The organism is Bacillus salipaludis (genome assembly GCF_004358205.1).
The window spans coordinates 455233-477253 of sequence record NZ_SMYO01000005.1; the positions used below are offsets into that span (position 1 = coordinate 455233).

A 22021-nucleotide genomic window follows, 5' to 3' on the forward strand; every position below is an offset into this window, starting at 1 on the left:
TCATCAAAATTAAAAATTGTTTCAAGGAGGATATTTAGTGAAGACTCATATAATTTTTATTGGAATTATTTTCGTCATAAGTTTTACATTAGGTTACTTCGATGTTAATTGGATACTTTATCTCATTACTATTTTCGGAGTATTAAGTGCCTATTTATATTTATTATATTCTCCGATTTTATTTACAAACGATATTTTAAAAACAGAGGCATTTTTAAAAAAGAATCAAAACAAACCTATATTCTATTTAATTTATTCCTTGGCAAACCATTTAGAAAGTAACGTTGAAGATGCAATAAGTAAGGTATTGTTAAAGTACAAATCTCCAACTAAACAGGCACATTTTATTGCAATTTATTCTTTATATAAGCATGACATTGAACGGGCAAAAGCAAGCGTAGGACAAATACAAGTTTTAAAAAATAAAGAATATTACCAGGCTTTAATCTGCATAGAGGAAGGTAAACTTAAGGAGGCTCTTACAATAGGAAATAAAATAGATTCTAGTTGGATGAAACATACGATTAATGCCGAAGTTTATCTTAAGGAAGGCAATGAGGAAAAAGCTAGAAATTATGCAAAGCAAGCAATTAGAGAAACAAAAGGTATTCAGAAGTATTTGTTATATAAAAATTTTGAAAAAATCCTTGATGGGAAGCTGTAATAAAAAGTTGTTAATGGGAACCTCGGTTTAAAGTGACGTTCCTTTTTTATTAAACTAACGGTCATTGGAATTTTAGGGATGGTGATAGCGGAAAATTATGGAGATAATGATTTTTGGAATAATATTGGTTGTTGTTGGATGTAGCATTTTAGGGTGGTTAATTAAAGAAGCATACAAAAATACTAAGGAAGAAAGTACAAGAAATAAAATTTTTTATATCTTATGGGTAGTTATAGGTGTCCTACTAGACACAAGTGGATTAATTGTTATCGTTGGTTTTATTTTTTTAGGAGTTCTCTTAATCATTTATCATTGAAAATAAAGTGAAATCATCCAATGTTAACTAACGGAGTGCGTTCGTTGAATATTTGGAGAAAGTATGAGGAATAAAATGGAGCAGATTAACTTGTTAAAATCTAAAGGAATCCTTGTTACCGAATTGATGAACAAAAGAGAAGAACTTTTGAAACAGTGGGGCGAAGCATTTGCAAAGGACATTAGTAAAAACCAAAAAAGAGAAATTTATTTTGGAAAGTGTTTATGGCATGTATTCAGCTATAATGTATTACCCAGTAAAAAAGGTCAAAGAGCAAGGAATGCATTTAATATGTTAGTAAAAGATGAATGTTATATTTTTTACCAAGAATATAAAAATGCTTTAATGATTGAAAACGCCAGAAGTTTAAAGCCAGAAGATATAGTAAATGAAATAGAGGAATATATACATGATGTTTATGTCGTTGATACAGATTTTTCATGGACATATATCCAAACCCATGAAGAAGATTGTGGACCGTATTTCTACAATATTGGAAAATAACAGATTATTCTTATGAAATTGACGGGTGTGGTGCATAAAAGAATGGGGTATTAAAACTGTTGCTAGTAAAAAAAAGTTTCAGCAGTACCATAAAACGGCGATTTGTCCCAATTGTGGGAAGGTAACTTCCTATATTGATGAATACAAACAATTTATGAGTGAATCAACGCCAATCATATTTACTTTACATACTGCCAATGAAAGAAATTAGAAACCACAAGAAAATTATTGATAAGGACAGAAATAATACAACCCATACAATATTTTCGAATTTCCTCTTTAGCAGATAAACAAGGGAAACGATTAACCCATAGACAGGAATACATAACCAAACTATGTCCTGCAATATTTCACTTTTTGAGCCAATAAATCCAAGTATATTTGTAAAGAACATTAAATACCAAAGTATTTGTAGATATAGTCCAACTTTCAACAAGTTTCTTAACAAAACTCATCACACCTCCCATTATCTGTATATTCCAATTAGTAATAGATGATATTTTATTTTAATATAAAAGAAATAAATAATAACCATATTCATTACTTTAAAAGTATATAGAAAAAGTGTGAGAGAAGGTAATTCTACTAAATGGGGGAGAGTAATGTTATTGTTTCCAACGGGAAATCAACCAAAATTTGTTTAAGATTTAAAATTTATCGAGGAAACGCCTAAAGAAATTGCACTTCAAGGCAAAACTGAAAATCTGGAGTTTTTAAATAACTTTCCTGATATTGAAACGGTATGGATATATACAATAAATCAAAAAGAATTTGATTTACTTATTAACTCCATTAACCCTAAAATCTTATATATTTATGAGATGCGAGTAGAAGATTTAACAGCTTTAGAAAAACTAAAAAACGTTGAAAAGCTGTATCTTTGTTGGAATACTAAAGCAACAAAATTATGGGATATGTCTAAAAACCCCAATTTGAAATATCTCTCTATTGAAGATTTTAAACGATTGAATTAAATAAACCCAATTGTATCATGCAGCTCTCTGGTGAAACTAAATTTGGCCGGTGGGATTTGGAATACTTTAAATCTCGATACAATTGAACCAATTAAACATCTTTATAACCTTAAAATTTTGGGATTAACAAACATAAAAATAAAAAATGAATCATTGGAACCGATATCACATTTAAAAGGATTATTAGAGCTTGAATTATCGAACCAATTTCCTACCGAAGAGTTTGCAATGTTGTCAGTTAAGCTACCTAAAACTAAATGCGATTACTTTCAAGCATACGTGAAATTAGATGAGCCTATAGATAATAAGGATGTAATGGTAATTGGTAAACGAAAGCCATTCTTAAATTCTTCTATCGATATTAAAAAGCTGCAAAAGTATGAAGAGCAGTTTGCGGCGTTACAAAAGAAATATAAATAATAGATATGTAAAAAGCGTTGACGGAAACCGATGCTTTTTTATGTGAATTTATTCCGTGTAACACAAAAATAAAGATTCTAAAAAGAACCGCTGCAGAATTATTAAATCTACGCAGTAGAGCACAGGAGATAAGGGGAATCGCCTAATGCCTAATTCATTTCTAATGGCAGCCAACACACAGAAGGTGGAATTATCATCAGGTCTTTACACTTCAATTTCCATCGAAAGTGATTGGCGCTAAGCTTACATTCATAATAATTGTAAAAATCCCTTTTGCTAAATTTCCTTTAAAAATCTTAATTAAAAAAAGAATTTTTACCAGCACAGAATAAAAGCGCGCTATTATACCAGTAAGGGAAAGAGAGAGGATTGTAATTATTATCAAAAAAATGATTTGACCGAATAATTGGTCATCCATTGCCTTCGTACCATCCATTGTATTACGAGAAAAATCAAAAAAATAGGAAGGGTTAAAAATCACAAAGAAAAGAAAAAGGAACATGATACATCAATTATGCATTCTAAATAATTTCTTGAAGATAATTCGGTTTGTTTGCAAAATAAAAGCTCCTGTAAATTGGAGCTTCAAACTTCATTTCCTTTAAGTGTAAATCTATTTTAATTTATTATCTATTTCAGATGTATCAACATCGTCTCCAAACCAATCAGAAAGTTTTTCTTTTGCTTGTTTTTTGATACCATCATCGATGTGCATAGCTACTTGAAATAGAGCTGCCATTAAGATGCCTAAATCATCAACATACCCTACACCTATTGCAACATCTGGAATTAAATCTATTGGAAGTATAAAATACCCTAATGCTCCAGCAATAGTTGCTTTGACTTTTAAAGGGATTCCTGGTTTCTGCAATGTATAATAGAGGATTAGAACAGCATACACAACTGAAGAACCAGCCTTCTTGGAGAACTTTTGAACCTTCTTCCATAATCGTTCGTTCGAATAATGTTTTTCGTGTTTTTGAATATCTTCTTCTTCCATATTTTCTGCTTCCATTTTTAATTCTTCAATCTTCGATTCCTCTATGCTTAATTCCTTTAGACTTAATTCTTCTTCATTTAATACTTCTTCTTGAGATAATTCAACTTGTGTCGTGTTCAATTCATTTTTTTTCTTCTTTTTAAATATTTCAAACAATAGTATCCCTCCGTAGCTTGCCATTATTTCACATTTTAATCATACACCATTTTTATTAAAGAGAATATACTGGAGATTCGTTATACATCAATGTTTTTTTCTTATTAAGAACATAATATTTAAGTTAAGTTTCTAAGCCTTGCAGGGAAAAATATAAATTTAAAAATAAGATAGAAAGTATTATTTAAGGTTCTTCAAATTTTGCTATTGACTTATCAAAAGCGATTCTTCTTTTTTCTTCTTCTTCGTCAATCCTTTTGAGTATTCTTTTCCAATAGATGTTTCCACTGTGTGCGTAATTCTCAGCAGTCGTACGCCATAAAAAGGCTTATTCCCCTTCTAATAGAATGATATATCGATTTCCCAGGCGTAAATGAGGTATCCCTTCGTCATGGATAAGGCTGAAGATGGTTGCGTTACTGGTTCTAAAATATTTGGCCGCCTCTTGGACGGTAAGATTAACTCCTAAAGGGGTATGTGGGGGAGGTTCATTGTCTGATTAATATAATTATTGTTTTTATGTTTTTCTCAAAAACTTATAGAAATAAGTATAGAAATAAAAGATTAGGTTAATACTCCGTAAAAACAATGAGGAGCGATTAAAATAAAATCTTTTATTCAACGGATTGAAATCAACGAAGAAGAAAGTTTAAGTAGTTTTATATATAGGCTTTCTATTGAAAATCTTCTGGATTCGATTAATCCAATAGGAAATGCTTTGGGGATAAAATGGTGGGAAATGCCACTAAATTTATTTGATGAAGTAGCGTGCCGGAAAATTTCCTCTTTAAGTGGTATTCATAAAAATGTTCTATATTCAAAATCCTATCATGCATTGCTAAATGGAATGAGCGAAAAAGAAATAAAAATGTGGTTCCATCGTACAAAAATAAAATATTGTCCAAAATGCTTAGCAGATAAGAAAATCCATCGATACCTGTGGGGACTAAAACCAATCTGTATATGTTTAAAGCATAAACAGATTCTAATAAATGAATGCCCTGGATGTAAAAATCAAGTTTATATGAAGGCTTTAATCAATGGTAGGTGCGGATATTGTAATTTACATTTGGAAAGAGGGGAATCTTTTAAAGTAAATGAGAATGATTTCATTTATCTATCCCAAAACCAATTTCAACAATTGATTATTGGGAACAAAAAAACTGCCATAAGAGGATTATCACCAACAAAATTAATGAGCCTTTTCGATTCCATGTTTCGATTATTTGATGGCTTCGAAAGTTTTATTAATACAAATGTTAGTCATTTGGGAAACAAGGTTAAATATAAACCTGGAAACCAATTGGAAATGTCTGTTTCTATTGCTAATATATATTGGATGTTATTTGAGGATTTCCCTAACAATTTTTTGTATTCTTTAGATACTTTTTATAAAAGTGATTCACCGCGAAAAAAATATAGAAAACGGCTTTTTTCAAATTTCATATCCACTCATTGCGAGTTTGATTTTATAAAAAAAGAATTTGAATCATATAAAGAAACTCAAATAAAAAATGGTTTGGTTCCAAGGAATATTGAAACATTTGACGAAAGTTCCGCCTTGAAACTAAAACAGATGTATTACACGAAAAAGGATATTTATCAGAAGTTCAATATATCAAGAGGAGAAATAGCCAAATTGTGTAATAAAAACCTTTTAAATCCCAAAAAGGTCGTGGTAGAAGCTCACACAAATTACTATTTTGATAAACATGAAACAGAAAAAATTTTGGAAACTTATTTAAAAAAGGAAAACAATTTAATCACTAAAAAAGAAGCTGCTAATTTCCTTGGCGTTAGTGTCGAAGCGATGGTGCATTTGATTGAAAAGGATTTAATAATTCAACAAGAGGCTTTTATTAAAAAGCAATACCCTTATATAAGTAAAGAGTCGGTAATCTATTTAATCCAGCAATTAAGTAAAAATGTAAAACCAATAAATTACGATGATACAAAACGCTTCATTGTTTATCAAGAATGTTTAAATAAATATGTAACAAGTGGTCTTCAAATCGCAAAACTACTTCAATGGGCGATTTCAGAAGAAATAAATGTTTATTCATTAAATGTGGATATAAAAATTAATCAGTTATTGTTTGATGAAAAAGAGATAAAAAAACTGCTTCAAAAAGAAGATATCGAAAATAATGGATATAATCTTGGAGATGTTTCGAAGGTTTTAGGGTTTACCGACCGAACCCTTCATAAAATGATTCAGGCAAAATTAATTGTTCCGATAGGAGTGTCAATAAGCAAAAATGGCAGACGGATATATTTTTTTGATAAGGAACATATTGACGAATTTAAGGAAGCTTATATTTCCCCAGTTGCAGCAGCTTCTAAGTATAATGTGAATTATTCGATGTTAAATAAATATTCTCATAAAAAGGTGCTAAAAAATTATATGAATGGAATTTGCCAAAAGACACTGTTCAAAAAAGAAGAATTAGAAGAAATATTAATGAGGAAAGGTTATATATTACGGGGGAATCGCTAGAAACTTCAAAAAAAGATATTTTTTTAGAATGCTAAATCGATGGCATTCTTTTTTTATAGAAAAAAATATGTTTTTTTATAACTCTATAAAATAAATCATAGGAAAAGATATTTCAATAAGTTTTGAGTTATTTCCAGCAATTTACTATTTTATAAGAACGCGAATTCTGATACTCTGGGTTGCAGATAACTTTTTCGCCTTCGACGTATAAAAATACAAAAATGCGCCCATAAAGTTATCAAGCAATTAAGCAAGCAATCTATGAGATGAAAGTTAGTGATGCCTTGAAATAGTATCACTATCAATCTTAAATTAGGGTTAATTGCTTAAATGAGGTGATTCTAAATGTTTATCTAAATGTTAACACGAATGAATTAAAAATTTGAAAGGAGTGAAGGGCATTCTAAGTACATCTTATGTCAGATTGTACTTGCCTTAGGAAGATGAAAAACAACAACATGTTAAGTGACCGAAGTAGAATTCAAAAAGAAGTTGAATTTATTATTGAACGGACTATAAAGTGCTTTTACTTAAGGAAAGAATCTTTCAGCATTACATCCATTCATGAAATCGTTTGGGACCGGATTCGAGAAGAAAACAAGAATAGAGGGGTGGAGGACCAACTTAAATTACCTTCTTTTTCAACAATAAGAAGACGATTAAAGTGTTGGGACCGTTCAGATTTTGATTTAAACGAAAAAATTAACAAAGCATCATATCCGCTTGAAAGAGTTTGGGTTGAACATACTATTCTTGAAGTCTTGGTGATTGATGATGAAAGTGGAATCCCAATTGGAAGACCAACTTTTACAGCAATCATTGACGAATATACCGGTTGTATCCTTGGGTATCATTTATCCTTTGAAGCGCCTTCGTCTGATTCTGTTTTAAGAGCGTTAAGACATGCTATCTACACAAAACAATATATTGATGACAAGTATCCCGAAATAAAGAATAAGTGGGTTGCACATGGTGTTCCTCAAACTTTGATGGTGGAAAACTCTAAGGAATTTATTAGTAAATCATTTGTTGAAGCTTGCAATAAAATCGGGATTATACTTCACTATTATCCGATAGCAAAGCAGAGATTTAAAGGTCAAGTCGAGCAGCATTTCCGGATGATTAAGCAGCACTTACTTGAAATAAATACAGACCCAGTGGATTTTAAATCCATTGGAAATCAGTCATTTAATCCAAACAAGAATGCAGGAGTTATTCGTTTAAATAAATTGCACAAATTACTTCATCAATGGATAGTTGATTGTTATGGGCAAAAATATCAAAAAGTCGTTCGTGGAATTCCTTCTAAACTCTGGAAGCGTTCAGAACCCGTGCAAACCGAGCCAAGTTTTGAATCAATGATAGCAATTCTGCCAAAGAAGAAGTCGAGAGTTCAGGCTTTCGGAATTCGATATTTGTGTTTATATTATCTATCGGCTGAACTTCACTCATTGCATGACAAAAAACGAGAAGACATTGAGTTCCATTATAATCCTGATGACTTGTCTGAAATTTATGTGTACGACGAATTGCAAAAGAAATACCTTGTTGTTCCTTGTACCAATCCTGAGTATTCCGATGGTCTTAATAAAGAAAAGCATTGTCTTAACTTAAGACAAATAAAAGCTGAGGAAAATCGAGCTAGACTAGAGCTTTTGGAAGCGAAGCAAAAGATGATTGAAATAAAGAGGGAAGAAACACTCCAACAGCGACAAGCTACCTTGTCTTCCAATGAAGCTGCTGATTCGTCTGAAGTTTAATATGAATACAGGATTAATTCTTTTAAACCTAATATTATTGGTTTTTCTAGATTCGGAAAATTGACAATCGAATTACAACATAATGTTAAAGGAGATATAGAAATGAATGCTTTTGAACACCCTGATTTCTTAAACGAAATGAATTTCATGAATTACATTTACCGTGATGCCGAAAAATTTCATAAGCCTAAAGGTGTTTTAATTACTGGTCAGGAAGGAACAGGAAAATCTACACTGGTTGCCCATTTTCTTGAAAACAACCCTTCCCAAAAAGGGATTCTGGCAATAAATATACCAAGCCGGACAACATTAAGGAGTTTCATATATACCCTATTGAAAAAATTAGGCGAAGAAACTTTAGATGTAAAGAGCCCAGTGGAACATTTAATGAGCAAAATCATTTACCTGTTAAATGAAAAAGAAATCTTCATGATTATCCTAGACGATTTCGAGTTAGTTCTTGATGAAAATAATTTAATGCGTAATCAAGGAGTATTGAACCTTTTAAAGCAGATTCAATTAGATACAAATGTTTCAATCTTCGCACTGGGGTTACCAAGCTGTCATCTTATCATTAAACAAAATCCACAATGGACAAGACTTTTCCCTTTCCATTTAGATTTGGATTTTTTAAGTAAAGAAAAAGATAAAAAAAGAATGTAGTGGAGTCCTAATCCAACTACATTTAAAAAAGACTTGTATCAAGAGTATATCAAGAAAAGTAGAATGTGCCCAGCACAATATTGTTAAAGGTTGAACGAACAAATTTGAGTTAACTATAAATTTTAGGGTATGGGATACATTTCTATTGATGTATCCTCCTCGCCATAACCGAAGGGGTGACAACATGCAAAGAGTTCCAGTCGGGAGAGGAACCGTTTTTATTTTAAACAATAGAAAATTTCAAATTATGGACGAGATTGAAAGAGATACATTTATTGCAAGAGATGTAGAATTTGAAAGTGTTGAAGAAAAGTTTACCCTTTTTCAAATACTACATCAACTTGAACTGGGAAACCTTGAATTTTCTATAAAAGGAAAAAGTCTTTCCACAGAAAAAAATGGTGTTCATTATATAGATGACTTTTCTATGTTACCGGTTGATAAACAGGATGAGGCAAAGGAAAAATATCGCGCCATTGAGCCCTTACTAAAATTAGATGTAAAGTCTCTTAATCCATATATCAAAAAAAGGATAGAAGATTTATTCAAGGAAGGTTATCAAGTTTCAGAAGCAACATTATATCGCTGGCTAAAAGTCTATAAAGAAAGTGATGGAGACATCTGCTCACTAGTTCCAAACACTGAAAAAAGAGGAGCTAAAGGTTCAAAATTAGAAAAAGAAGTAGAAATGATTATTGACCGAATTATCAATGATAATTACTTAGTGCGCGAGGCAAGAACGATAACCACAATCTATGAACTGGTCCGCAATGAAATAAACAAAGAGAATAAAGAACGAGAGCTAGATGAAAGAATGAAAGTTCCTTCTGTTTCAACTGTAAGAAGAAGAATATTAGATTGGGACGCATATGAACTTGAAAAAGCTAGAAAAGGCTCTAATGCTATTAGAAATAAATACAAGCAGGTTCAATATAACGAGAAGCCTAAATACCCACTTCAAAGGGTGGAAATTGACCACACGCAGCTTGACATAATGGTATTAGATGACAAAACATTACTACCAATTGGTAGACCGACTATAACCTGCGTACTAGATGTATTTACGGGATACCCTCTCGGTGTCTATATTGGATTTGAACCTGCTTCCTACACTTCGGTGATGTATGCATTGCGTAATGCAATTATGCCTAAAACCTTAATTAAAAAGGAGTTCCCGAAAATAAAAAATGATTGGCATGCATATGGTTTACCGGAGTTATTAGTATGTGACAATGGCAAGGAATTCTTAAGCAAACATCTGAAGGAAGCATGTTTACATCTTGGGATTGAGCTATATTATTGTCCTGTTAAAAAGCCTTGGTATAAAGGCGCAATTGAAAGGCATTTCCGAACTATTAACCAAGAACTGCTACATCAAACACCAGGGACAACTTTTTCAAATGTAGTGATGAAAGGGGACTATGACCCTACTAAGACTGCAACGATTCGCTTTAGAAAACTGCAAGAAATGTATTTTAAATGGCTCCTAGATTATTACTGTATAAATAAAAACAAAGGGGTTAAAGGTGTTCCAGCAAATCTATGGAAAAAGCATTTCGAGTATAACCCAAGGCCAGCGGTACCTCCTTCGATGTTAGATTGGGGAATCGCATTAATGAAGTTAGGATATGGAAGTATTCAATCCACAGGAATTAGGAGACTACACCTTTTTTACCAAGGTTCGGAACTTCATGTTCTCAAACAAAAACTTGAAAAAGCGGGTAAAAAAAATAAGGTGAAATATAAATTCGACCCATCTGATTTATCAAAAATTTATGTTTATGATGAATTTGACCGGAAGTACATTCGAATTCATTGTTCGGACCTTGAATATTCTGAAGGACTAAATGAATATGCTCATCGTGTTGTCTTAAGAAAGGCAAGGGTAGAAGATATGAAGGTTGATTTGGATGCACTAGCTGCAGCAAAAGCAGAAATAATCCAATTGATGAAAGATGAGAAAGATTATTCGATAAAAAAGAGAAAGCAAAATCAGCGTTTCCAGCATAAGGGGACTAATAACGTTCTTATTGAGGAGTCTCCTGAAAAATCAATAAAAGACCTTGAAGCCCCAAAAGTCATAGATGAACCGAAAGTGATTGAAAAGTCAAAACCTGTAATTGTTGAAGAGCCAAAACCTATTGTAGATATGTTCTATGTCGATATTGAAAATGATTGGGATGATTAAGATGTCAACTGAAGATAGACAAGTATACGCGACAATGGATATTAAACAAAAAAAGGCACACCTATATAACCTTTTGATTCAGCATCCGCGCTTTAAGAAAGCATTAACCAAAATAAGACATTGTCATGAATCAAAGGAAATTTCTAATGAACCGCTATGTATGTTTGTAACGGGTCAATCGGGTTGCGGAAAATCAAAAATTTTTGAAACCTATATCAATAAATATAGCAAAACATTATATGGACAGACAGGAACTAAAAAGAATATTTTATCTGCCAAAATACCAAGTCCTGTTCGGATATCAACTTTTACAGAAGCGTTATTGGACAAATTAGGAGACCCCTATCCTACAAGTGGTAAATTGGGGAATAAAATTCACCGCTTACAAAAATTAATTATAAAATGTGAAGTGGAACTGATTATGTTGGATGAATTTCAGCATTTTGTCAAAACAGAAAAACCTAAGGATATGTATCATGTTGCAGATAATTTCAAATCCTTAATTAATGAAACCGGCGTTTCTGTAGTTTTGTTTGGTTTAGATGAGGCTGAAAAGATTTTTTCGGAAAATAAACAGTTAGGTAGAAGGTTCACGATAAAAGAGGTTATTTTTCCATTTAACTATAATGACCAAGCATCCATAAACGAGTTTCGTGCTTTGCTAAGCCAAATTGACAGAAAGTTGCCTTTTGTAGAATTAGCTGGACTAGGAACAGCAGAACTGGCTGATAAGATAATGATTGCAACTAATGGAGTTATGAATTCTATAATGAAGCTCATAAAGGATGCTGCATTGAATGCGTTAATTCAAGATAAAGAGAAGATTGATATGGCAGATTTAGCGATGTCGTATGATTTACATTCGTTTTTTTTAAGCGGTTTAGTTGAAAAAAAAGCTAACCCATTTATTTAAAGCCTTTATCAATATATTTTGGAAATAGAAGCGAACAAAATGCAAAAGCAAAGTATCTATTATTTTAAGATGCTTTGCTTTTTTATTTTACTTATTAAATAAAGCCCTTAGAAATATAATTTTTAATTACTTATCAACAAAACGGCACTATGTTACCTTTATCAGTTGGAATACGCAGGAAGAAAGAATTAGCAACAACATGCAGATAAAAATGATTTTTGTAAGTTGACCGAAGAAAATTTGAAGGATTACCCAATTAAGCAAAAATGTTCGAGAACATAGTCGTTAAAAAATAGTAATGAAGAGACCAAAATGGTGATATTAAAACAGATTTAACTACTAGCCAATTAGTATAGCTAAAGGTTTGATTTCAATAGTAAGGAATCATGATAAAATAGTTTGAAAGAATGATTTACAGAACAAACAAGAGAGAGGGAAACGCTTTGGATTCAGAAAAAAAAGAAGATAATGACCAAAAACAATCGGGTTGCGGATGTCTTGGATGTCTCATCCCAATACTTATACTTGCCTTTTTAATTCATTCATGGTGGGATTCTCATAGTAAACCTGAAACCCATCCTGTCAAGAAAATAGAAGAACACAAAACTTATCATGTCCATCAAACTGCGGTACATAAAGAAGATAAGAAAGCAGAAGTAAAACTCGATTCTACTCCAAAACCACCTGTAAAGCCCCCTAAAGCAGAAAAACTTCCCTCATTCGGGGATAAGGTAAAAGTAGGGAATTTGATTTATCATATTACGAGTCTAAGACTTGCAAAAACCGTAGGTCATTCAATAAAACTCGACCAAACGGCTAAAGGAATCTATTACATTGTAGGCTTTACGGTGGAATTGGACGATTCGAGCAAAAATACGTATATAACCAATGAGATGTTTAAATTGGAAGTAAGCAATCATGAATACCTCCCCGACGATGACGCAACAAGTTCCGTTAACTCAGAGGAACTAGACATCTACAAACATAACTATATGGGGCAATTAGGGGATTCATTAGATTTTGTAAATAACCCTCTAGTTGGAGAAATAGCGTTTGATTTGCCTGCTAATTCGCCTGTTAATAACGTTCAAGTGAAGGTAAGCGGGTCGTTCGATAATCGGGATAGTGATTATAACAAAACAGCCCTTATTCAAATTTATCAAAACAAATAGAGAAGAATTAGAGGAAGCGACAATTTGTTCTTATTCAACTTTCGGATGCTTTAACACAATTAGGAATAAAGTAAAGAGCCAAATATATGCAAGTTTTTTATGCATTACTTGTTTATTTTTGGCTCTTTTTACATTCATAAAAGATACTGTCTTTTATAGTTTTTTAATTGCCAAATACATCTTTGTTTTAACCGATAATTTTGATTGATGAATTAAAACTCAATCTATACATGTAGTTTATAAAAAGGAGCCTTAGATATTAAATTCTATAATTATAAAACTAATGGATTATGAGGGAGAAGCTGGAATAATAAAGATGATAAATATGGTATAATTGTTTATTTATAAAAATAAATATATATATTATAATTTTTTAATAAAAAAAATACCAAAATAAATATTTTATATGATTAGGGAATAAAATACAACTACTTCCAGATAATACATAATGAACTTCCTCCTGTGTGTGGCTTATACTGGCATTACTGCATGAATAGGAGGAAGTAATATGAGACCATTATTAGTTAAAGAAACACCCAAGCCTAATGAGAGCTTATACTCTTTATTTTATAGACTCGCAATAGCTAATTATGCTGACCATTTAGGGTCGATGTTAAGACATATTGAAAGAGATATCTATTCAACTAATTGTAATTATTTGGACGAAAATCTTGTTAGAACGCCTGCATTATTGGAATTTGCAAAAAAGGCGGATATAGAACCCTTCCAATATACATTAAATAAATATAACCATCTGTTGGTCAATTCACTGCAAATCAGTTCTCCTAAAGCTGCTGATTTTCAGAGTCATCGCGTGTACCAAAAATATGCTACCAAATATTGTCCTGTTTGCATTAAAGAAGATTATTATCACCGACTTGATTGGGATATATCACTGGTTACGATGTGCAAAAATCACCAAGTAAAATTAATAGATTGTTGTCCTAATTGTAATAAAAAGATTTTGCTTAATCGATTCATGAGGGATGAATGCAAATGTGGATTTCATTTTAGTCAAACAAAGGACATTGATTTGGAAGAAAATCATCTAGTCATTCAAGCACAGAAAACCATTCATCAATATTTAAACGGTGGATTGTCTCAAGAGTTTAACGGGATAGATTTCCAGGCTGAAGATTATTTTTTTCTGTTTTTTAAATTTTGTTGTCTATTTGATTTAAAGGAAGCAAAAAAATTTCCATCATTTAGTGGTATTAGTCCAACAAGAAAAATAAACTTCTTAAAACGTAGCTCAGTAAAAAGAAATATAGAAATGATGCGGTTCATAACTGCCCTTGCTCATTTTACCACTATTGAACCTGATAAATATTTACCTGAAGTTTTAAGCGTTTTTCATAAAACAAAAAATAAATCTAAAGATTCTTACCATGCTGATTATTTACATTTAAAAACGATATTAAATCATAAAATAGGCTACCTATATCAAAATGTATACGACACTTACCTTTTGGAGTCTACTGATGTATATATTAATAAGAATACATTGTTTAAAGGGAACAAGAAGAATAAAAAATATATTACACGGTTGGAAGCTCTAAAATTGCTGAAAACAGAATGGACTACATTACAAAATTTGTGTATTTTTGGTTTGTTAAAACTTCACAAATCAGATGTAGGCGATAAAAAAATTTACCTAATTGAAAAAGAAAGTGTTACTGATTATCTGAAAATGAAAAAAGAATGCTTAAATATATCAAAACTAATGAATTTTTTAGGTGTGACGTTTCATATGGCAACTGGAATTTTAGAAAAGGAACTTATCCTTGCTCTTCACGGACCGAAAATAGATGGTTATCCATTGTGGTATATAAAGAGGGAAGAAGCAGAACGATTTTTTCAAAACCTGATTGCTTTGTCAAAAAAGGAATTACTTGAGGTCAATTCTAATTGGGTGGATTTAAAAAAAGCAAATATGAACCTAAGACCATTTGAGATAGATAGTGCTACATTAATCGAATTATTGCTAAACGAAGAATTGCCATTTGCTACCCTAAAGAACCCAAAGAGTTTAAATGACATTTATATAAATGATAAAGTCCTAGGTTGCTTTATACGTAAGAAAAAACTGGATATAATCGAGACTCACGGATTCAAAATAAAAGAGTTACAGAAGGTTTTTAAAGTAGGGGAACCTAAAATTAAACGTTGGATTGATGAAGGGAAAATAAGAATAACATCTAAACGCAAAAGTTGGACCGGGTGTGAGAGTAAGTATATTTCAGTTGAGGAAACAAAGAAAGTTTTGATGGAGATTAAGGGATGGGATTATATCATTGTTGATGAATATATAAATGTCATTTTGTGTAATGACTATTATTAAAAATATAAAAGCGAGCATAAAATTTTTTCAAACGCTCGCTTTGATTATTAAAGGCGTTGCAAGTTCTACTAGGAAATAAAATGCGTTATTTATTTAATCAACCTTTGTATATCTTATCACTAACTATTATTAATTTATAAACGTTGAAATATTTTTTTCTTGACATGCATTATATAATTCAATCCAAAACATCGAAGGTTCTTTCTGATTATATCCATATCCTGATTTCTTCAAATATCTTTTTGACCTTAAAAGATAACAAACTCTTTTTGCTCTTGTTAAACAAACAAAGAATAATCTTCGGTCTTCATTTAGCTTATTTGCATCATCCACGTTTTTATAATAAGGAAAAATCCCCTCTTCCATTCCTAACATGATGACAACTTCGAATTCCAATCCTTTTGAGCTGTGCCTTGTTGAAATGGTCACTTGATTGCTAGGTTTTCCTAGCAATGAAAACTGTGTTATATCGTAGAATTTGTATTTTCCCTTTTTAGCGGATTCGAATAAATTATTCAGATATTTCTGTTCCTCCTGGTATTTATCTACACTTTTTACTGTTTGAATAAGGTTAAGATGCTGGTCTAGAAAAGTTAACCAGTCTAATAAATCTTGCTCATGTTTTTTACTAGCCACAAGGGTGCAATAAAACTTTTTTCTTAATACAATTAGCTCATCTTCTAAAATATTAGTTGAGAAGTTCCTGGATAATTTAATCCAGAAATCAGATATCTCCGTGAACAGTTTAGATGATGGGTCTGTTAACCAAGAAGTGCAATCTTTTAACCATAAAACCACATCGCTATTTGCAAAATCAAATTTAGCTAAATAACAAGGGATATTATTTTGCTCCATTATTGAAGCTAAATTGTTTGCGGCCGCCCCACTATTTACCAACACACATATTTCATCAAAATCAATCCCATCTTTCTTACACTGTGGGATTATTGTATTTATAACATAATCATATTGGCCGGTTAGTTCTCTATCACATGTAATAAAGTGAAACTCTGCTGATTCCCCGTGTCTAGTTCCGGCCTTATATTCACGGTCGTCCACATTAAGTGCAATCGAAGAAGCATCGATTATTTCTTGATTACTCCTATAGTTGGTTTTTAAATGGATGGATTCCAGTTCTGGGTTATCGTGTAGTTCTAATAAAAAGTCAGGGACAGCGCCATTAAAGCTGTAAATTGACTGGTCAGGGTCCCCAACTGCAAAAATTTTAATATTCGTTGTTTGAAGGAGAGCCAATATCATTTCATGCATTGGTTTTGCATTATCTTGATATTCATCAATAAGTATCCAAGGAAACTTTGCTTCCAAACATTGGCGAACATATTCCTCACGGACGATAAGTTCGTTGGAATACTTAATAATTTCAATAAAATCAGTCTTACCTAAATTTCTTAGCCTTTGCTCATAATCTTTTATCGCATCAGTTAAAATTGGATTCGGAGTAAAAGGAACTTTGCTTATCCCGTTAATGGAATGGCATCTTTCTGTGTCTAATCTTTCCTTTGTATACTCCCATGGGTCTAAATTAAACTTTTCTTGTATTGCATTATAAAGACTCGTTTTTTCGCTTTCTGTAATAATATCTAATGGAAGAGGAAAACCATCATCAAACAGGTGGGCGAACGGTTTTAAAATGTAGGCGATACAAAATGCATGAACAGTCCCCAAAAAAACGTTATTTCTTTTTTGATATCCCATTTTTTTTATCCTAGAAGTAAATTCCTTAGCCGCCTCTTTACTAAAAGTAATACAAGCTAATCCTCTTGGTATATCAATCTTTTCGTTTAATAATTTCATTATTTTTAATGTCAATACTGTCGTTTTTCCACTCCCAGGACCTGCTAGGACAACAGTGCTTGTATTTGATTCAAACGCTTCAAATTGTTCCCTGTCTTTTTCTATTTGCTGAAGTTTTTGTGCATATAATTCCATTAGATATCATCTACTTTTTTGTATATAGTTTCGATTGCCTCTTTTATATAGTTAGGTATATGATTCATGTTACAATCAATAGAGAATTGTTGAGCGAAGCGCCCTTTACCAATACCAGAATTGCTGCTTTCAATTTTTGCAAGGCAGGAGACAAAATCCCCGTTATTAAATGCTTTTTTAAAATTCTCCTTTTGTTGCTTTTTACCTAATGTGAGGTCATTGAATAATTTAATAATGATTTCTTTATCTTTTTCAGTAACCGTTTTTTTGAAAATATCAATTTCCATTGTGTACATACCAATAAAAAAACCATAATTCTTAAAAAAGATATCCTGTGATGGGTAATCTTTTGGAACTTTACTTGGTATTACTTTGTTTGTTTCAATTAATAGTTTTGCAACTCTGTCGTTCCCATCGTATCCGAACCTAGTATGAGCATCAATTGCCATTTTCCCAAAAATTTTTTTATCCTTCCCATCTTCTTTACCAACAAAGTAGTAATCCCCATCAGTTACTACCACATGAGGAATGCCCAATGCATCTAAAAACTGAACATAAGGCTTAAAATTCGTGGAGCTGATATTACAGCAGATAATCCCTTTAATATCTAACGGCATTCCTAACTTCTCAGCAAAACTAGGAATTAGGTATTCCTCTGCATCACCTTCCACTAAAATAACGCCTTTACCAAAGTAAATTTCTCCTCTTTTTACATCAACAAAACGTTCCAAATCTTTCTGATTACGTTCCTCTAGCTTTAGAGAGGCTGTAGTATTGACTTCGGTACCCTTTGTTGAATATCTCATATGAACAATGGAGTCGATAGGAGCTACAGATGTTATGAAAGGTGAATGTGTGGTCATTAGTAATGATGTATTTTGCTTCATTACATCTTTATAAATGATTCGCTGAAGAGCAGGGTGTAAGTGGGACTCAGGTTCTTCAATTGCTAAAATAGTAACACCCTTATTTGACGAATGATTATCCATAAATTCATATAATTTTTTTCGTTTGATAGTGGTTATGTTCTTTTTTAGTATATATTTGTCTTTTTTATGATTTTTCTTATAGCATTCCAGTATGATTTCATGTCCGGCTTCCTGGAGTAACTCTTCAAATCTTTCCATTTTTAAAATCGAAGGAATAGTTTTATCTTCAAGGGAGAGCAGGATTAATGAAATATAAAGGATATTATTTAATCCAAGACTTGTATCGCTTGTAGGTCGTTTTGCACTAGACCCAATCATAAGCTTCAAAGTATTTAATAATCTGTTCGGGTCGACATCAATGGTTTCTAATGACACTGCTGCGTCTACTTGTGTCCCTATAATATCCGAATATCTTTTATTGATATTTTTGGTTAAGTCCAGTAATTCATCAATGGACAACACCTCATCGCTTTTTTCTTTTAATTCTTTTGCAATAAATTGAAGTTCTTCCTTATTGATTTCATATTGTTTTATCAATTGATTAACCGGAGACCTTCTAGTATTCCTCATCTCAGATTCTACATCACGTATAGCAGGAATTACTTTAATATTTAAGTAACGGCGAAGAAATGGAGTAAAGGCATTATCAACGTCATTTCCTTGATAGATACGATACATGTACTGATATTTGCCATTTACCTTTTTGACAGGGTAATATTCGTAAGTAAAACGTAACGTTTTGGGAGAAGTTGAAACGGTAGCATCACATAATGTGGATAAGATGGTTTTGTTATGTTCATATCCTTGAATTTCTATCATGACTTCAATTTTTTCACCGTTTTCCATCGGATTATTTAGTCCCTCGTAGAAGTCTGATTCCAACAAAAAACGGTCTTCATCTGATAGTTGTGGGTCAAGAATAAGTTGTATTGCCCTTAAAAAATTTGTTTTTCCAACGTTATTTTCACCAATAATTATTTGTTTGTGATTTAAATTCACATCTATTTCATTATAATTTCGGAAATTCTTTATTTTAACTCGGGATATAAAAGGAGAATTAGGCGAATACATTATCATGACCTCCATATTTCTACAAAATCTACCATAATTTTATATGAATCTAAATGATTAGACAATATGAACTACTATTAATCCTTATATTAGTAGAAAATATATTATAATATAAATAATTAGTAATGGCAGGAGGAAGTCATTTGAAAGTAAAAATTGGTCGAAATGAACCTTGTCCATGTGGTTCTACGAAAAAATATAAAAATTGTTGTATTGATAAACAGGATACTTCGTCGATTAATATCAGTGATGATATGGAATTAAAAAAAGGGCTGGATAAATTAATGAAGGATAGTCGGATTAAACAATGCCTACATCCTCAGCAAAATGAATGTTCTGAAGATATCATCAAAGCCCATTCCATTCAAAACAATGGAATTCTTTCGAAACTTTCCGATAACGGAAAGTTAATCGTAATTAAACCAACTGTTAGCAAAGAAGGAATTTCATTTGGAACTGAGTATAAGGGGAGGAAAATTGCTAGTACCTTTACTGGTTTCTGCGGTAAACATGATAAGATTTTTTCTGAAATAGAAAACAAACCTTTTAAAGGTGAGGCTAAGCAAAACTTTTTACTTGCGTATAGGGCTTTTGCTTTTGAAGCTCATAAAAAAGCTGAGGCACTTAATGTTTTTAGGGGTACTGTTTCTCAAAAGCCTAGCATATTAAAAACTGAAGAATTCCTTACCCAATATAGAAGTTACCAGGCTGCTATTGTAGACATTGAACATCAGAAAAAAATATTTGACCAAGCTATTTTAACAGATGATTATAGTGTAGTTGAATCTTACATTGTAGAAATGGGAGCAGAAGCTAATATTGCGGTTTGTTCTTCTGTGCATTTAGAGTATGACTTGTTAGGGAATCCTTTAAATGATGTTACATCTTTAAATACTGATGAAACGTTAAAACCGCTAATGTTTAATTTGTTTCCTCAGGATGGTAAAACATTTGCAGTTTTATCATGGATGAGCGAAGATAATGAATTTTTCAAGGAATTCATTAATCAACTAAGACAGTTGGATAAAAACAGCTTATTGCAGTACCTCAATAACTTTATCGTAAGTTATATTGAAAATTTTTATATTAATCCTACATATTGGGATACCTTTAGCACCACAGAAAAAAATGCTCTTTATCGTTACTTTAAAGAGGATGTCACGCTTATGAGATTTCATCAAAAAAGAAATTTAATGAAAAGTAGCAAATTTGATTTATTTAAGAATTTAAAGGAACAAGTGATTTAAAATATCTAAGACTAGGCTAAATAACGCTTGGTCTTTTTATTTTACGAAATATTTTGTATTGATTGCTTTTTCACCTAAAAGAAGAGAAACATGTTCAATTAACTTTTCTCCTTTATTTTAATTTAGATATATTATTAAATTAACAATTAATAACGTTATTGTAAACTACCAAAAATAGAATTTTTTTCTATATGCCATTAAGGGGCTAGTTTCGTACTCAGATTATCGTGAAAATTATTAAATAGTAGGCTCTGTTAATGAATCGAAACAAAATGTTTTAAGCAAAATCAATTGAATTTCAACCCGCTGAATTATGAGTTATTAAATAACGAACTGTCTGCGTTTCTGTAATAAACGGGAACGCTTTTTTGTATTGTACTAAAAGAGCGTGTTGGAGGAGGCGTAATACAGGAAGACATGCAGATTCTCAGAATGGGTTGATATGGCGTATTACAGCTCCTTTGTCACCAAACTAGAATCAATAGAAGGTAAAATAATAAGTTAATGTGAATTAATATGATATTAGTAATTTAGAAGTGGGAAATTGTACTGATGTTGGATATAATTGGTATGTTGTAAGTTTCGTAGAAGAGAATTTCTTAATAAAAGATAGGGTAAATAGGTTCCTATTTTGAACTATTATTGGAAAGGATAACAGTAAATGGAATTGGTGAAAAAAGGATTATTTCTATTTTTTTGTTTTAGTTGTATGCTTGGAATGCTTTTTGTAGTTGTTGTTAAATATTTTGATGAAAAAGAAAAAGCTGAGCAATTAAAACATCCATTGAATAGTGAAATTGTAGCAAGGATTCCCCAACAATTCATGCTTCAAAAATGGAATGGAAAAACATATGAGATTTTAAAAAAAACCTCCAACCGTGATGAAATTTATAAAGTAGAAAATAAACTACAAAATGTTAAATCCAAAGCTAAAGAAATGACGATACCTCCAGATTATAAAATTGAAATAAAGTGGGTAAATGACATTCAAAAGTATGTTAGACCTACTGGTTCTACAGATGTCCATTTTGTTGGAGAAGATAAAAAAACTAAAATTGATAAATATCTAGTCTGGGTTGATAAAGATAGTTTAAAGGTAATTAAGGATGGAAAGACAAATCAAAATGTTTTTCTGTCAAATGAAGAGTCTGAATCTTTGTATAAAATTTTAACAGAATAAATTGTATTAACCCAGTACAGCAATAAGGGGCTTGGAATTCTCCAAGTGCTTTTTTATGTAAATTAGGATGGGGAGG

The 22021-nt window shown here is 31.6% G+C and carries 16 protein-coding genes and 1 pseudogene; 13 read left to right on the forward strand and 4 right to left on the reverse strand.

What is annotated here, in order from left to right:
* Nucleotides 1–37 precede the first annotated feature (37 nt).
* From E2K98_RS12905 to E2K98_RS31655, 4 genes are all read left to right on the forward strand, one after another.
* On the forward strand, nucleotides 38–664 hold the full coding sequence (locus E2K98_RS12905; protein ID WP_133334637.1) for a hypothetical protein: 627 nt from the start codon (nucleotides 38–40) through the stop codon (nucleotides 662–664).
* Between the two features lie 97 nt (nucleotides 665–761).
* The gene (locus tag E2K98_RS12910) at nucleotides 762–980 is read left to right on the forward strand and encodes a hypothetical protein (protein WP_133334639.1); all 219 of its coding nucleotides are present in this window, start codon (nucleotides 762–764) and stop codon (nucleotides 978–980) included.
* A gap of 75 nt (nucleotides 981–1055) precedes the next feature.
* On the forward strand, nucleotides 1056–1484 hold the full coding sequence (locus E2K98_RS12915) for a DUF4275 family protein (protein ID WP_133334641.1): 429 nt from the start codon (nucleotides 1056–1058) through the stop codon (nucleotides 1482–1484).
* 1016 nt (nucleotides 1485–2500) lie between these two features.
* Complete coding sequence (locus E2K98_RS31655) at nucleotides 2501–2878, forward strand: hypothetical protein (RefSeq protein ID WP_235824795.1); 378 nt, start codon at nucleotides 2501–2503, stop codon at nucleotides 2876–2878.
* A 613-nt stretch (nucleotides 2879–3491) separates the two neighbouring features.
* On the opposite strand, the gene E2K98_RS12930 is transcribed toward E2K98_RS31655, so the two are convergent.
* Both E2K98_RS12930 and E2K98_RS32315 read right to left on the reverse strand, forming a co-directional pair.
* Nucleotides 3492–4034, reverse strand: coding sequence for a YkvA family protein (locus E2K98_RS12930; protein ID WP_328591974.1), 543 nt, complete (start codon nucleotides 4032–4034; stop codon nucleotides 3492–3494).
* Between the two features lie 328 nt (nucleotides 4035–4362).
* Nucleotides 4363–4479, reverse strand: a pseudogene (locus E2K98_RS32315) (excisionase family DNA-binding protein); the annotation flags it as partial.
* Nucleotides 4480–4665: 186 nt separating this feature from the next.
* On the opposite strand from E2K98_RS32315, the gene E2K98_RS12940 reads away from it, so the two are divergent.
* The 7 genes from E2K98_RS12940 to E2K98_RS12970 all read left to right on the forward strand — a co-directional run bounded on the left by E2K98_RS12940 (nucleotide 4666) and on the right by E2K98_RS12970 (nucleotide 15568).
* Nucleotides 4666–6531: a TniQ family protein gene (locus E2K98_RS12940; RefSeq protein ID WP_268884086.1), complete on the forward strand. Its 1866-nt coding sequence runs from the start codon at nucleotides 4666–4668 to the stop codon at nucleotides 6529–6531.
* 443 nt (nucleotides 6532–6974) lie between these two features.
* On the forward strand, nucleotides 6975–8291 hold the full coding sequence (locus tag E2K98_RS12945) for a Mu transposase C-terminal domain-containing protein (protein ID WP_165976254.1): 1317 nt from the start codon (nucleotides 6975–6977) through the stop codon (nucleotides 8289–8291).
* 102 nt (nucleotides 8292–8393) lie between these two features.
* Nucleotides 8394–8954, forward strand: coding sequence for an ATP-binding protein (locus E2K98_RS12950; RefSeq protein WP_133334651.1), 561 nt, complete (start codon nucleotides 8394–8396; stop codon nucleotides 8952–8954).
* A gap of 184 nt (nucleotides 8955–9138) precedes the next feature.
* Nucleotides 9139–11142: a Mu transposase C-terminal domain-containing protein gene (locus E2K98_RS12955; protein WP_165976255.1), complete on the forward strand. Its 2004-nt coding sequence runs from the start codon at nucleotides 9139–9141 to the stop codon at nucleotides 11140–11142.
* A gap of 1 nt (nucleotide 11143) precedes the next feature.
* Nucleotides 11144–12055 carry a TniB family NTP-binding protein gene (locus tag E2K98_RS12960; RefSeq protein ID WP_133334655.1) on the forward strand — a complete coding sequence of 304 codons (912 nt, stop codon included), beginning with the start codon at nucleotides 11144–11146 and terminating at the stop codon, nucleotides 12053–12055.
* 443 nt (nucleotides 12056–12498) lie between these two features.
* Complete coding sequence (locus E2K98_RS12965) at nucleotides 12499–13227, forward strand: DUF4352 domain-containing protein (protein ID WP_133334657.1); 729 nt, start codon at nucleotides 12499–12501, stop codon at nucleotides 13225–13227.
* A 508-nt stretch (nucleotides 13228–13735) separates the two neighbouring features.
* On the forward strand, nucleotides 13736–15568 hold the full coding sequence (locus tag E2K98_RS12970; RefSeq protein ID WP_133334659.1) for a TniQ family protein: 1833 nt from the start codon (nucleotides 13736–13738) through the stop codon (nucleotides 15566–15568).
* Nucleotides 15569–15697: 129 nt separating this feature from the next.
* On the opposite strand, the gene E2K98_RS12975 is transcribed toward E2K98_RS12970, so the two are convergent.
* Together E2K98_RS12975 and E2K98_RS12980 are read right to left on the reverse strand one after the other, a co-directional pair.
* Nucleotides 15698–17518 carry an ATP-dependent helicase gene (locus E2K98_RS12975; RefSeq protein ID WP_133334661.1) on the reverse strand — a complete coding sequence of 607 codons (1821 nt, stop codon included), beginning with the start codon at nucleotides 17516–17518 and terminating at the stop codon, nucleotides 15698–15700.
* Nucleotides 17518–19518 (reverse strand): ATP-dependent nuclease, encoded by a 2001-nt coding sequence (locus tag E2K98_RS12980; RefSeq protein ID WP_133334663.1) that lies wholly within the window; start codon nucleotides 19516–19518, stop codon nucleotides 17518–17520. The genes E2K98_RS12975 and E2K98_RS12980 overlap by 1 nt, the downstream gene beginning before the upstream one ends.
* A 143-nt stretch (nucleotides 19519–19661) precedes the next feature.
* On the opposite strand from E2K98_RS12980, the gene E2K98_RS12985 reads away from it, so the two are divergent.
* Nucleotides 19662–20765 (forward strand): YecA family protein, encoded by a 1104-nt coding sequence (locus tag E2K98_RS12985; protein ID WP_165976256.1) that lies wholly within the window; start codon nucleotides 19662–19664, stop codon nucleotides 20763–20765.
* Nucleotides 20766–21426: 661 nt separating this feature from the next.
* Nucleotides 21427–21945 (forward strand): hypothetical protein, encoded by a 519-nt coding sequence (locus E2K98_RS12990; RefSeq protein ID WP_133334667.1) that lies wholly within the window; start codon nucleotides 21427–21429, stop codon nucleotides 21943–21945.
* Nucleotides 21946–22021 lie beyond the last annotated feature (76 nt).